General features: G+C 40.1%; 11 protein-coding genes and 1 rRNA gene. 2 read left to right on the forward strand and 10 right to left on the reverse strand.

The annotated features are described in order from the left end of the window. From AC1TO8_RS11065 to AC1TO8_RS11080, 4 genes are all read right to left on the reverse strand, one after another. Nucleotides 1–119 (reverse strand): 16S ribosomal RNA (locus AC1TO8_RS11065); the annotation flags it as partial. A gap of 746 nt (nt 120–865) precedes the next feature. Further along, nucleotides 866–1,984, reverse strand: coding sequence for an HD-GYP domain-containing protein (locus AC1TO8_RS11070; protein WP_482055682.1), 1,119 nt, complete (start codon nt 1,982–1,984; stop codon nt 866–868). Between the two features lie 169 nt (nt 1,985–2,153). Further along, on the reverse strand, nt 2,154–3,905 hold the full coding sequence (locus AC1TO8_RS11075; RefSeq protein WP_482055683.1) for a sensor histidine kinase: 1,752 nt from the start codon (nt 3,903–3,905) through the stop codon (nt 2,154–2,156). After that, nucleotides 3,902–4,657, reverse strand: a complete 756-nt coding sequence (locus AC1TO8_RS11080) for a response regulator transcription factor (RefSeq protein ID WP_482055684.1) — start codon at nt 4,655–4,657, stop codon at nt 3,902–3,904. The genes AC1TO8_RS11075 and AC1TO8_RS11080 overlap by 4 nt, the downstream gene beginning before the upstream one ends. Before the next feature lie 207 nt (nt 4,658–4,864). On the opposite strand from AC1TO8_RS11080, the gene AC1TO8_RS11085 reads away from it, so the two are divergent. Further along, nucleotides 4,865–5,884, forward strand: a complete 1,020-nt coding sequence (locus tag AC1TO8_RS11085) for a peptidoglycan DD-metalloendopeptidase family protein (RefSeq protein ID WP_482055685.1) — start codon at nt 4,865–4,867, stop codon at nt 5,882–5,884. 95 nt (nt 5,885–5,979) lie between these two features. On the opposite strand, the gene gyrA is transcribed toward AC1TO8_RS11085, so the two are convergent. Next, nucleotides 5,980–8,553 (reverse strand): DNA gyrase subunit A, encoded by a 2,574-nt coding sequence (gene gyrA / locus AC1TO8_RS11090; protein WP_482055686.1) that lies wholly within the window; start codon nt 8,551–8,553, stop codon nt 5,980–5,982. A gap of 358 nt (nt 8,554–8,911) precedes the next feature. On the opposite strand from gyrA, the gene AC1TO8_RS11095 reads away from it, so the two are divergent. Beyond that, the gene (locus tag AC1TO8_RS11095; protein ID WP_482055687.1) at nt 8,912–9,742 is read left to right on the forward strand and encodes a YheC/YheD family protein; all 831 of its coding nucleotides are present in this window, start codon (nt 8,912–8,914) and stop codon (nt 9,740–9,742) included. Between the two features lie 75 nt (nt 9,743–9,817). Here the strand turns inward: AC1TO8_RS11095 and gyrB are convergent, their stop codons facing one another. The 5 genes from gyrB to dnaN are packed head-to-tail and all read right to left on the reverse strand — an operon-like array spanning nt 9,818 to nt 14,602. Further along, nucleotides 9,818–11,728, reverse strand: a complete 1,911-nt coding sequence (gyrB, locus tag AC1TO8_RS11100; protein WP_482055688.1) for a DNA topoisomerase (ATP-hydrolyzing) subunit B — start codon at nt 11,726–11,728, stop codon at nt 9,818–9,820. 38 nt (nt 11,729–11,766) lie between these two features. Then, nucleotides 11,767–12,018, reverse strand: coding sequence for an extracellular matrix regulator RemB (gene remB, locus AC1TO8_RS11105; protein WP_482055689.1), 252 nt, complete (start codon nt 12,016–12,018; stop codon nt 11,767–11,769). 17 nt (nt 12,019–12,035) lie between these two features. Then, nucleotides 12,036–13,148, reverse strand: coding sequence for a DNA replication/repair protein RecF (recF, locus tag AC1TO8_RS11110; protein WP_482055690.1), 1,113 nt, complete (start codon nt 13,146–13,148; stop codon nt 12,036–12,038). A 58-nt stretch (nt 13,149–13,206) separates the two neighbouring features. Then, a complete protein-coding gene (gene yaaA / locus AC1TO8_RS11115; RefSeq protein WP_482055691.1) occupies nt 13,207–13,425 on the reverse strand; it encodes a S4 domain-containing protein YaaA in 219 nt (72 codons plus the stop codon). A gap of 37 nt (nt 13,426–13,462) precedes the next feature. Beyond that, nucleotides 13,463–14,602: a DNA polymerase III subunit beta gene (gene dnaN / locus AC1TO8_RS11120; protein ID WP_482055692.1), complete on the reverse strand. Its 1,140-nt coding sequence runs from the start codon at nt 14,600–14,602 to the stop codon at nt 13,463–13,465. Between the last annotated feature and the right edge of the window lie 83 nt (nt 14,603–14,685).

Raw genomic sequence — 14,685 nt, forward strand, 5'->3', positions numbered from 1 at the left:
CTCACCCGTCCGCCGCTGAAATCCCAGAAGTGCAAGCACTTCTGAAATCTCCGCTCGACTTGCATGTATTAGGCACGCCGCCAGCGTTCGTCCTGAGCCAGGATCAAACTCTCCAATTAGTATTGAAAAGAGCGATTATGCTCATTTTGAAACAAACTGACGAGAATATTACATTCTCAATCCAAATGATTTCTCATTTGTTTTGTTCTCACTTTCGTGAAAACCACTCACTCGTTGTTCAGTTTTCAAAGATCAATTTCTCTTTCGTTTACCGCCATTCTCTCTCGGCGACAACTTCATTATCATAACATGTCCGGTTCGTTTATGCAAGCTTTATTTTCGTTTTTGTTTCATCCGATAATTTGCTTGCCGATTCAATTAAACGTTGTTTAATTGGCCGGACTAATAATATATCACGTGAAGAAGATGAATGCAAGTCTTTTTATTATTATTTCTTAGAATCATATTTTTAATATAAGTACGTGTTCAAAAAGCTGACTTTTCAGCACTAAAGTATATGCTTTCGATGCTGCATTTCCCCGGAACGCCCCAGTTGATTGGATGAAGATAGGGAGTAAGGAGTGGAGCCACATGTTTTTATAGAAAGCGACTTAGGAATCATACGTTGGCAGTACCTATCGTGAGCACCTATAAAGTTTCCGAAGGAAACATACCTCGTAAGCATATGTTAGAACCGACTGAATTCAATCTTCGATGACGAATAGACCTCTTGCTATACTTCGGGATCAAAAGGAGACTCTTGAAACAACTCCTATAACAGCCATGTCATCCCTTATAGAAGGAAAAAAAGCTGTATCAAGCTCTTTACTGATTTTTAAAAGGATTACAGCAAGCATTTTTCAGTTTAATTTATTACCTTTTCTATATAAAGATGACGTTTCTGCTCCAAATTAATAATATCACCATGTACAGAGACCATAGGTCGAGTTGGATTGTTATGATTCGAGAAAACAATTTCACCGATCTGGTCGCTACTTAGACGAACCATCTTCCCATTATGGAATTCTGTCACTTTTCCAATAAAAGTCAACACCAGTTCTGGATCCAGTTTGCCGAAAGATTCCGTATGAATCTGTTCCAATACTAAGTATGGAGACTGTCCCTTTCGATAAGCCTTATTTAAAGTCATAGCATGATATATATCTGCTATCCCAACTATTCTAGCATAGATATGAATCTTAGTAAGTTCAACACCCATAGGGTAGCCTGTACCATCTACCTTTTCGTGATGCTGTAATGCTGCTAGACGCACACCCTCATTGATTGCAGTAACGTTCTTCAATATTTGGTACCCATATTTCGTGTGCTCATGCATTTCTTCAATTTCACTTAATGTTAATGAAGTTGGTTTATACAATATGGTTGGATCAACTTTGACGTTGCCAATATCATGGAATAATCCAGCAAAGGCGGCTTGCAGCCAATCCTTTTGTGGAAGACCACTCCATTGGGCAAGCTTGTACGAAGTCAATGCACACAATACCGCATTATGATGAATATAATCATGTTCAAATACGATTCGAGGTGAAAAAGATAGCAGGTCGTAGTCTTTTAGATAGTAAATTAAGCTTTCTAACTGATTACGTATTTCATAAATAGGAATTCCAACCGCAAGAACAGAAGGATAGCCATTTTTGATTAAATTGACCATCCTGTCATACTCTTCAATAAATGAAGACGTGTTAATCACTGACACTTCTTCGCGTACAGAAGCAGGTGAGCTATCCAAAGTATTTTTAGTTAGCACTTTTTTTTCTTTATTGAACTGCTTTTCTCTTGTTGAGGTAGCTTTAGTCCCTGTTTCATTAACTTCTACACTTTCTACAAGAAAGGCCGTTAGAATATCTAAATCACGAGGCAGTAACACCTTATCTTTATTAAAAAGAAGTGAACCCAACGGGGTATATACGTCTTCCATCAATTTAACACCAGGCTTTAAACTCAATACATTCATATTACTCATGGATTTATGAATACCCCCCATTTCATTTTCTATCATTTGATAACTGAGTATTACGATTATGGTTATTATATTATTTATCGTATAGCGCTACAATCTTTATTAGATAATACAGGAATAAAGTGAATAATATAATACTAGTCTGTAATCTTTATATACGATAAAGAGCACGCTAAGTCCAAATCAACCGTATTTCTGTCCCCTTTCCCAGTGATGTTACTACATGGATCTGCCCACCCATAGCCTCAACTAATCCTTTGGAAATAGCCATTCCTAACCCTGATCCATTTGGCGTAGCTGATGTATCTGTTCCACGATAATATCGCTCAAATAGTCTATTCGTCATATTCTCATCCATTCCATGACCATTATCCGTAAATTGAATGGTTATTCCCTTTCCGCGTTCACCATTCCACAGCGTTACTGTTAGAACAGTATCTGAAGAATTATGAAGTAGAGCATTGGCCGTCAAATTATTTACAATTCGCTCAAGCCAAGGGGTATATAGTTTAGACAATACCTCCTTCTCGGATGGAATGAATGTAATCCTCCCCTCGCCAAACTCAGGATGCGTACCTGCTTGCTTCAACGCTGTTCGTAGCCACTCATTCAGCTCAATTACTTCCGACTCTGGCGGGGTAACTCCTGTTGTAAGACGATAGGTCATCTCAAGATCGCTAATAAGCATAGCCATATGCGAAGATTTGTTAAGCATGTTATCAGAGAAATTACGTACTTCTTCCATAGTCCATTCATATTTAGGCTCAGCTAATAAATGTGCATAGCCTTTAATAGATGATAAAGGTGTTTTTAAATCATGCGTAATACCTGCAATCCACTCTCCACGCAAGTTATTGGTCTCTTGACGTAATACCTGGTCACGCTGAAGCGTGATCGACAGTTTATCCAACGAGTGCATGACTTCAGCAAAAATGCGATAACGGAGCCGCCATTTACCCGATCGAGTTCGGCTACGTGGAACACCCTTAGAATCCGTTGGCTCTTCATATTTAGATTTGCCAAGGGAATCGAGCCAATCAAGCATATGGATTATCGGCACACCAAAGCGATGCGCATTCCACAACGATAGAAGGATAAACACGATAAGCATAGCCGTAAACATAGCACCAATTCCAATCAACAATACTTGTATTTCCGCTGGCAAAAGCATAGCCGGTCCTTCTGCATCGCTTCGGGCATTGGGTAGACCAACCAACCATGTTCGTCCGGTATGGTCCTCATACGAAGAAGAGACATTATAACCGTATCTATCACTATACATCGTGCGTAGCGCAAGCTCCTGAATGGTGAATTGCGTTGGTATATCGTTAGGCTTATTAAAGGTAGCTATCTCGAGTCCTTCTGAATCTAGTAATTGAACGTAGCCGCCAAGTACTTTAATTCGTCCCTCAACTGCAGCAGGAAGCTCCAACTCTCCAGCTGGAGTAAGCAATGCACCCGTACTAATTTCTTGCAGTAGAGGCTTTAGATCGTTAGAAATACCATATATGAGAGTGAATAACTTCCCATCCTTTTCTTGAATCCAGAGGTAAAGATCGTATGGAAATGGGGCGGTCTTTGTCCAGTATGCAACCAGCTCGCCCGGGTCGTAATTCTTCGGAACGTCAGCAGGCGTATTGTATGAGCTATCGATCCGCCCATTCTCATCTAAACTTTGTAGCCATCCATTATTTTTTTTCACCTGCGCGAGTAAGTCTGCATCGAAACGTATACCATCCTCACTAAGTTCTGATGACTCAACGAGTCGCGCTAATCCAACCGAGGCGAAATCATGTGACATACTTATATCGCCTAAACGCTGAACAATCCATATGACACATATAGTCGTAAACAGTAGCACTACTATACCAGCGGTAATGAGCTGCAATATGAAGCGAAGGGTTAATCGACGCTTCGTCCTCATGGCGAATAGAATCTTCCCTGGTTCGCTTGAACTAATTTATATCCTAGTCCTCTAACATTAATGATAAAGCTAGGATTCGATGGATCTTTCTCGATCCTCTCTCTAATGCGATGGATATGGACCATAACGGTATTGTCATCACTAAATGATTCCTCACCCCATACATGCTCGTACAGTTGGCTTTTGCTAAATATCTGATTTGGATTTTTGCATAGAAATAGAAGAAGCTGAAATACGAGCGCAGGACATGTAACCGCTATACCTTCAACTTGAAGCTCACACGCCGCTTCGTCGATCCGAAACCTTCCATAATCATATACATTATGTACTCTCCTAGATGGTTCCTTTATTCTAGATTCCATAGCCAGTTGATGAATCGCCCCAAAGTAGCGACGCAACTGGGATCTTATCCGTGCAACCACTTCCAGTGGATTAAAAGGCTTCGTAATGTAATCATCGCCGCCAACAGCGAATCCTTTAATTTTATCAAAATCAGATGTTCGCGCGCTTAGGAACAAAATAGGGGCATCCGTAGTTTGACGCAGAAAGGGACATACTTCAATTCCGCTACGTCCAGGCAGCATGACATCTAATACGATTAAATCATATTTCTTCAACTCACAAGCCATCACTGCAGCTTCACCTGTCCCCGCAGTATCTATATTCGTATACCCCTCCTTGTATAATACAGTCTGCAGTAGTTCAATAATCGACCACTCATCGTCAACTAGTAAAATGGATGCATCGTTCATGGTGTCATTCCCCTTTCCAATAACCTGTATGCCTTCATTTTAACATGATTGCTTCGCGTCAAACGAAGACTTATCTTAACGGAAGCTTAATTCAAAATACATACAAAGTTAAGGGGGAGTTAATATACCATTTCACTAGACATAAGACTTCGTTGGTACAATGAGATGGTTAGAAGATGCTATGGCAAATATGAGGAGGAATGAAGAATGAACGTGAAGCTAAACCATTTGATTCATTCAGGAATGTATAGAATAACTGTGGTCGTACTTCTTACTTTAATGACGGCTTGCGGAGGAGGAACGGGAATGGGTACAAATACAAATATAAATAATCCCAGTTCAGAAGGTATGATCGTCACTGATAACTATCTTGAACCAAGTGAACTTCCTCAAGCGATGCTTGAAGCACAGTACAATCAAATCTACGATAGCTTCAGTCCAGCATTTAAGGGCCAAATCAGCGAAGCTGACTTTGCAGGAATGGCTAAAGACTTCACGCAAGGGGTTGAATCATTTGAACAAACTTCTGCTATGCAACTTAACGGAAATGACCAACGTGTATGGTTGAATCCTTCTCATGATAAGGGGATCTTAGCAGTATTTGATGAAACAGGCTTCATCGTGGGACTTCAGATTATGAACCTTTCCCCATCGACAGATACAGACGAGATGCTAACTACAACAACCTACGAGCTTCCTTTTCATGGAGATTGGCTTGTGTTCTGGGGGGGATCAAATATTCTCGTGAATTACCATTATGAATATGAAAGTCAGCGATATGCATATGACTTCATTCAACATAAAAATGGATATTCATTCTCTGGTGATCCACTGGTTAATCATAGTTACTACGCCTTTGGTCAGGATATATTGGCACCAGCAAACGGAACAGTTATATCAGTAGTCAATCATATTTCAGACAATGAGCCCGTTGGTGTCATGAACGAAAAAGAACCTGCAGGAAATGTAGTTGTTATCGATCATGGAGGAGAATATAGTATTCTAGCTCACCTCAAAAAGGATTCAGTCACAGTGAACCCTGGAGATCAGGTCATGCTAGGTGATAAGATTGGGGAGCTCGGTAATTCAGGTAACTCAAGCGAAGCACATCTTCATTTTCAAATATCAGACGGTGGGGATTTATTACATTCACATTCATTAAATGTACGTTGGAAGGACGGATTGAACCCGATAAGGGGTAATACTCTGCAGTCCATAGCATATTAAATATGAAGATCATCTATAAACGTTCATATTATAATTCCCATTAAAAATGACCCCGGTAGCAATACCGGGGTCATTTCTAATCTTTATTCCTATTCCTATTCCTCTTCTAGCGTATCATCTGAATCGTCTAGAATGATATTCTCATCATCCGATGAAGTTTCTTCTAAAGACTCTGTTCCCTGAACAATAGTAACAGAACCAGATTCATCGAATTCTCCATCTTCCTCAAGCAATTCATCCGTTTCTTCCGTCTTATCTACACGAGATACTGTAGCCACGGCGTCATCTTCACGTATATTAATCAACTTAACACCTTGAGTATAACGACCCATAGTGGAGATTCCCTCCATACTTGTACGTATTAAGGTTCCAAGTGTCGTAATAATCATTAAGTCTTCTTCATTCTTCACTACCTTCAAAGCGATGACCGCACCGTTCTTTTCTGTCACATTAATAGTCTTAATCCCTTTACCACCACGACCCTGAGAACGATAATCACTAGCTGGTGTTCTCTTACCATACCCATTGGCCGTAACGATTAAGATATCCAGATCCTTATCAATGACATCCATACCGATAACTTGGTCATTATCTCCTAAACGAATACCCCTAACTCCTGTTGCACTTCGTCCCATAGAGCGGACATCATTTTCAGAGAAGCGGATAGACATTCCTTGAGATGTACCCATAATTAATTCTTGTTCATTTGTTACAAGCTTCGCTTCGATAAGTGCATCATCTTCACGAAGATTAATAGCGATTAGACCGCCTTTACGGATATTCGTATAGTCTTCAAGAGGTGTCTTCTTCACGACCCCTTGACGAGTAGCAAAGAATAAGTATTCTTCACTCTCGAACTTCTGCACCGGAATGACAGCATTCACAGTCTCACCTTGTTCGATCTGTATCAGGTTGATAATCGCTGTGCCACGCGCTGTACGACTCAAATCAGGAATTTCATAAGCCTTGAGTCGATATACCTTCCCTCGATCTGTAAAGAATAAGAGATAGTGGTGTGAATTCGTCACGAAGAGATGTTCAACAAAGTCTTGATCCTTCGTGTCCATTCCCATAACGCCTCGTCCACCACGCTTCTGATTACGATAGGTATTCGCAGGAAGACGCTTGATATAACCAGAATGGCTAATCGTAATGATCACTTCTTCTTGTGGAATAAGATCCTCATCCAGTATGCTCTCTTCGCCCACTGTAATTTCAGTCCTACGCTCATCATTGAAACGATCCTTAATTTCATCCAGTTCTTCACTAATGATTTGTAAAATAAGATATTCATTAGCCAAAATTTCACGCATTTCTGCAATTCTCTTCATCAAATCCTGGTACTCGTTCTCAATCTTATCACGTTCCAAACCAGTTAGACGTTGTAAACGCATTTCCATGATGGCCTGTGCCTGTTCAAGGGTTAGCTCAAATTTACTCATGAGTCCATCACGTGCAATTTCTGATGTTTGTGAACCACGGATTAGAGCAATAACTTCATCCAGATGATCAAGTGCAACACGCAAACCCTCTAGTATGTGTGCTCGTGCTTCTGCCTTTTTAAGCTCGAATTCTGTCCGTCGGCGGATAACAATCTTCTGATGCTCTAAATAATGATACAGCACCTCATAAAGACCAAGCGTCTTCGGTTCACCGTTAACAATAGCTAACATATTAATCCCAAAGGTTGACTGCATTGGCGTTTGCTTATATAGATTATTCAAAACAACATTCGGATTAACGTCACGTCGTAATTCAATAACTACACGCATACCATTACGGTCAGATTCATCTCTTAAATCTGTAATTCCATCTATATTCTTCTCACGGACAAGATCAGCAATTTTCTCTACCAGTCGTGCCTTGTTTACTTGGTAAGGAAGTTCATAGATCACAATACGAGCTCTATTGTTATTCTCTTCAATATTAGCCTTCGCACGCATCGTTACGGATCCACGACCCGTCTGGTAAGCTTGGCGTATTCCCGAACGTCCTAATATGTATCCATAGGTTGGAAAGTCTGGCCCCTTGATATACTCCATCAATTCTAGAGAAGTAATCTCTGGATTCTTAATCAAAGCTTGAACCCCATCAATGACTTCACCCAAATTATGCGGTGGAATATTCGTAGCCATCCCAACAGCAATCCCTGAAACTCCGTTCACTAACAAGTTAGGATAACGCGCTGGCAATACCATAGGCTCTTGTTCTTCACCATCATAGTTGGGTTGGAAGTCAACTGTATCCTTGTTAATATCTCTCAACATTTCCATCGCTATTTTGGAAAGACGTGCTTCTGTATAACGCATCGCTGCTGCCATATCACCATCAACTGAACCAAAGTTACCATGACCCTCTACAAGCATATAACGCATCGAGAAATCCTGTGCCATCCGTACCATTGTATGATATACCGCTGTATCACCGTGTGGATGGTACTTACCAATCACATCACCGACAATTCTTGCTGATTTCTTAAATGGTTTATCTGGGGTCATCCCCAAATCATTCATAGCATACAGAATACGACGATGCACCGGCTTCAATCCATCTCTAACATCCGGCAAAGCTCTACTTACAATAATGCTCATCGCATAGTCCATAAATGACTCGCGCATTTCCACCCCGATATCCCGGTTCTTAATTTGCGAGTTTAATTCCTCCGACATGCTGTACCTCCTCCAATTTCCTATCAATCAATGAAATATATAAAGATAAACGGCTTCGCCATCCTTTTTCAGGACAGCACCCGTTTCAGCGGAAATATAAGGATTAGAATATCAAGCGAAACTTATACTTTCTTATATTACTTTCTCAAAAGATGAACTATTAAACGTTATATATGATAAAAGAAGAAAAACACTGATTTAATGTTAAGAAATAGTGATGTGCCCTGCCCTCTTATACCGCTTATTCATATAATAATTAATAAATCCCTATCTCACAGTATACCATTGTTTTACTGCCCTGTCCTAATTTTTCACGATCTGTTATATCAAAAATAGAATGTTGAAAGGATGAATACTTTTGGCTATTCAGCGTATCTCAAGCAAATGGGCCAAAACCAAAGTGCTCCTGCAGAATGAACATATCTCATCGCATATTCCTGTTACCTGTAAATACTCACCTGATGCCTTAATACGTATGCTGAATGAATATACTTTTGTTTTCTTAAAGCCTGATATCGGTACCTATGGTCGTGGAGTATTATGCATTGAACAAATAACAACAAATATGATAGATCCACACGATAATATCCAACTCAAAGATGATCACCAAGTCCATGACACCATATATCAACTTCGCTATGCTGCTGAAACACAAGTCATTACCTCCATTGAGGAATTGCATCTTAAACTTCAAACCCATGTCCATAAAGGTACTTATTTGATCCAACAAGGTATTCGCTTATTACGATACAACAATCGCCCTTTCGACTTGCGCATTCTTACCCAGAAAAGTCCTAACCATCAATGGATAACGACAGGAATCATCGGTCGTGTGGCAGCCCCTCATAAAGTCATAACTAATCATCACAGTGGTGGACAATGCCAAACATTCGAAACCTTAATGTCCCCTTATAAGAGCACCATGGAAATATTCATCATTCAACAATCACTTAAAAAATTAGGTATCTCCGTCGCTCAACAGCTTCAAAAAAAGTATCCGAATATTAAAGAGCTTGGACTTGATATCGCAATAGATAACGAGGGCTTACTCTGGATTCTAGAAGTAAATACTCTCCCCGCCTTATTCCCTTTCAAAAAATATATTTCTGACAAAGAAGTGTATCGGAGAATTCACCGGTATGCAGTATCCTATGGAAGATTAACTGCAAAGAAGAGCACCACACATTAATCATTCTTATATTTCAAAGAAAAGAGAAGACGCTTCTAACAGCATCTTCTCTTCTCTCATCATCAAAATCTAACTTTAAACATCCAAGTTCTTAACTGATTTCGCATGTTCATAAATAAATTCACGTCGTGGCTCTACATTATCACCCATTAGCGTATCAAACATGTTATCCGCTAACATCGCATCATCAATGGTCACTTGAAGCATTGTCCGTGTTTCTGGATCCATCGTTGTATCCCATAGTTGGGCTGCGTTCATCTCTCCAAGACCTTTATAACGTTGAACATTATATTTAGCATTAGCTCCAAATTCACTAATGATTTGATCTCTTTCCTGCTCTGTGTTCGCATATTTGATGACTTTATTGCGTTCCACTTTATATAAAGGGGGTTGTGCAATATAGACATAGCCTGCATCAATGAGTTTTCTCATGTAGCGATAGAAGAATGTTAACATCAATGTCCGAATATGTGCTCCATCGACGTCCGCATCCGTCATAATAATAAGCTTGTGGTACCGAGCTTTACTGATGTCGAACTCTTCACCAATTCCGGTTCCCATAGCTGTTATCATATTCCGAATTTCAGCATTAGAAAGAATGCGGTCAAGTCTAGCCTTCTCAACGTTTAGTATCTTTCCACGTAGAGGGAGAATTGCTTGGAAATGTCGGTCTCGTCCCTGCTTAGCTGATCCTCCAGCAGAGTCCCCTTCCACGATATAAAGCTCACTAATCGATGCATCCTTTGAGGAACAATCTGCTAGTTTACCAGGCAATGCGCTAACCTCTAGTGCACTCTTACGTCTCGTTAGTTCACGAGCCTTACGTGCAGCTTCCCGAGCTCTTGATGCTTGCAAGCCCTTATCGAGAATCCGACGTGATACAGCTGGGTTCTCTTCTAGAAATTCTTGTAGTTTCTCACCAAACAATGATTCCACAATTCCACGAACTTCACTGTTACCAAGCTTTGTCTTCGTCTGTCCTTCGAACTGTGGCTCTGGAACTTTAACTGAAATGATCGCGGTTAAGCCTTCACGAACATCATCACCAGATAAATTAGAGTTACTATCTTTAATGACTCCTGTCTTGCGAGCATAATCATTCACAATCCGCGTCAATGCACTCTTGAAGCCAGATTCATGCGTTCCGCCTTCATGCGTATTAATATTATTACAGAACGAATAAATATTCTCCGTATAGCTATCGTTATATTGCAAGGCAACTTCCACTTGGATCATATCGCGTGAACCTTCCACATAAATAGGCTCCTCATGAAGTGCCTCTTTTTTCTCATTCAAGTATTTGACGTACTCACTAATTCCACCTTCATACATGAATCGGTTGGAAACGTCCGTTCTTTCGTCAACAAGCGTCAAGGTAATACCCTTATTCAAAAAGGCAATTTCCCGAATACGTGTCAGTAGTGTCGCATAATCATACTCCGTTGTCTCAGTGAATATTTCAGGATCGGGTTGAAAGGTAACCGTTGTTCCATGTTCGTCCGTATCTCCGATCACTCTCACATCATACTGAGGCACACCACGTCGGTATTCCTGCTGATGGATATGTCCCTCACGTTTAACCGTTACAACAACTTTCTCGGATAAGGCATTCACAACCGAGACACCGACACCGTGCAAACCACCCGAAACTTTATAGCCCCCGCCACCAAATTTACCACCCGCATGCAGTACAGTCATAACGACTTCTAGAGCAGGGCGTTTCATCTTGGATTCTTCTCCTACAGGAATACCCCGTCCATTATCGACTACCGTCACACTGTTATCTTTGTGGATAGTGACTTCTATGTGATCACATATACCGGCCATTGCTTCATCGATACTATTGTCCACAACTTCCCAGACTAAATGATGTAAGCCCTTCGCACTAGTTGATCCTATATACATCCCCGGTCGCTTACGAACAGCTTCTAGACCTTCCAGTACCTGAATCTGACTTTCATCATAACTTGGTTCATTCATAGACATACCTTCACCTACTCCTATATATTCTAGATCATATAACGCTAAGCATTAGCATAAAACACGTTAACTCTTTTCTTCAGAGTGGTCGAGGAAATCGGGGAGTAAAAAACAGTGTCTCTCGTTACAACGATGGACTTTGGATCTTCCTCACCGATATTAACTAATGTTTTTTCCTCTTTAACGTGATTTACAAATTGCTTGGATATTTTAGATGTTTTCTCAATGGATATGTCAAAAATAGCAATGAGCTCTGAAGATCGAATAACTCTTTCTCCGCCCAAATGTATATACATCGTGACCCTCCACTCTGTTAGGAATCCACCTGACCTTTATTCACATGGTAAATATGTGCACCTTTTAATTTATTTGCATTCAGACTCTCTACTCCAGTTGCGGTAATGAATGTCTGTACCTTGCTTTGGAATGTTTCGATAAGTTGAGTCTGACGATAGGGATCAAGCTCAGATAGAACATCGTCTAGCAACAACACAGGATATTCACCGATCTCTTCCTTGATCAGTTCAATCTCCGCCAATTTGAGTGACAAGGCTGTCGTCCGCTGCTGTCCTTGAGAACCGTAAGTATGTACTTCCTTACCGTTTATAAAAAAGGTCACATCATCACGGTGAGGCCCCGTAAGTGTCATGCCGCGCCTAATTTCCTGTTCTTTCAATTGTTCTAACTTTATCATAAATTGCTGTAATAAAACAGCTTCATCTTCCTCGTCTGCTTCCCCGAACGATGGAACGTAGCGTAATTGGAGATCTTCGCTACCGTTTGTAATCCCGTGGTGGATCGTCTCTGCCCATTTCTGCAGCTTAATTATAAATTGTTTCCTTTTTCTTATAATTTTAACACCATGTCCCACAAGTTGTTCATTCCAGACATCTAACAACCCCTGCTGTGTATCACCTTTACCCCACAATTGCTTCAAAAAATTGTTTCGTTGAATCAATATTTTCTGATATTGCTGTAAATGATACAGATAGCTTGGTTGGACTTGCCCAATCTCCATATCGAGAAAGCGCCGACGAATGCCTGGAGTCCCCTTAACGATCTCCAAGTCTTCTGGTGCGAACATGACCACATTGAGAGAACCGATAAATTCACTTAACTTCCGTTGTTCAAGCCCATTGATCTTCGCTTTTTTTCCTTGGGGGGACAACATCAGTTCTAGTAAAAGAGGCCCATATTTCTTCTCAATAGTGGCAGATAAATGAGCTACGCCTTGTTCAAAGGCAATAAGCTCACGATCCTTGGAAGTGCGGTGACTTTTAGTAAGTGCCAGTACAAAGATGGCTTCCAGCAGATTCGTTTTCCCTTGAGCATTAGGACCAATCAAAAGGTTCACATCACCAAAGGAATCCAGCTGCAAATGTTCATAATTGCGGTAATGCTGCAAGCTGATGTTTTTCACAAACACATTGTATCCTCCTCATTTTCCACCCATGGTTCAAATATAATGGGCTTTGAGGTGCAGATCATGATTCCTTAGTAACCTCAAACGTACCTTCATCCGTCACTTTCACAATATCTCCAGGATATAACTTACGACCACGTCGTTCTTCTAATTCCCCGTTGACTAAGATCATTCCCTCTTGAATTAGAGCTTTAGCCATTCCACCTGTTGATACACAATTCGATAACTTCAGAAATGTATCTAACTTTATATATTCACTTTGGATAATAATTTTGTTCATAATCATTGTTCCTTTCACATTTAAATAGACGTATCCCTTAATTATTAGTTCTATATGGCAAAATAACAAATAGACTTTGGCTGTCATCCATTGGCTTGAGCACGATTGGACTCATTACCCCAGTGAAAGCAATCATTAATTGCTCACTTTCGACTACTTTTAGAACATCCAACATATATTTAGAGTTAAAGGAAATACGCAGAGGATCCCCTTTAAAGTCAATTAATTCCAATTCTTCACGTACTTTACCTAATTCAGTCGAACTTGAGGTTATTTCAATTCCACCATGTTCTAACGTTTGCAATCTTACGATGTTTGTTTTCTCTTCTCTGGAGAGCAAATATGCGCGATCAATCGATTCACTTAATTTTTTTGTATCGACAATTAGTTCTGTTTTATATGTTGACGGAATAATCCTAGAAGTATCAGGATAAATCCCTTCAAGAATTCGTGAATAGAAAAGAACGTTGTCAATCTTGAATAATACCTGATTATCGGATACGACGATATCAACTAGCGTATTCTGATCAGGGACAATTTTACTTAATTCATTTAACGTTTTACCAGCAATAACAACATTATTGAACTTCACATCAACTGCATTCAAATAGGCTGAACGTGTAGCGAGACGGTGCCGGTCGGTCGCAGTAAATTTCAGCTCATTATCCTCCAAGTTCCATAGGATACCTGTAAGAATAGGTGTTGTTTCATGAGTGGAAATAGAGAATCCCGTTTGTCTAATCATATTTTTCAATAAGTCCCCCGGAATAGAAACGGTTTGATTTCCTTCAATCGCTGGCAAAATAGGGAACTCCTCTGGATCTAGACCGACCATTTGGATCTCGGTTGCACCTGATGAAATAAAAGTATGGAATTGTTCCTTTACTTCCATATGAATATCTTGAGAAGGAAGTTTTTTAATAATTTCCACGAAAAATTTAGCAGGAAGCACGACGCTACCTGTTTCCTCAATTTGGATAATCGTTCCTTTATCATCTTCAATAGGAATAAATGATTGGATTGAAATATCGGTATCACTGGCAGTAAGTGTAACTCCTTGATGATTCACGTCTATTTTAATACCAGTCAGAATAGGGATCGTTGTTCTACTTGAGATAGCTTTATTGACTTGTTGGATCGATTCGTTTAAATAGTCTTTGAGAATGTTAATTTTCATAATTTCACTCCTTGGGAGAATTCGGGAATTGGGTCAGATGAGTAGACCTTTTTCACCCTCTTTATAGATGATTATTCTTTATA

The organism is Paenibacillus sp. Y859, from assembly GCF_056786405.1.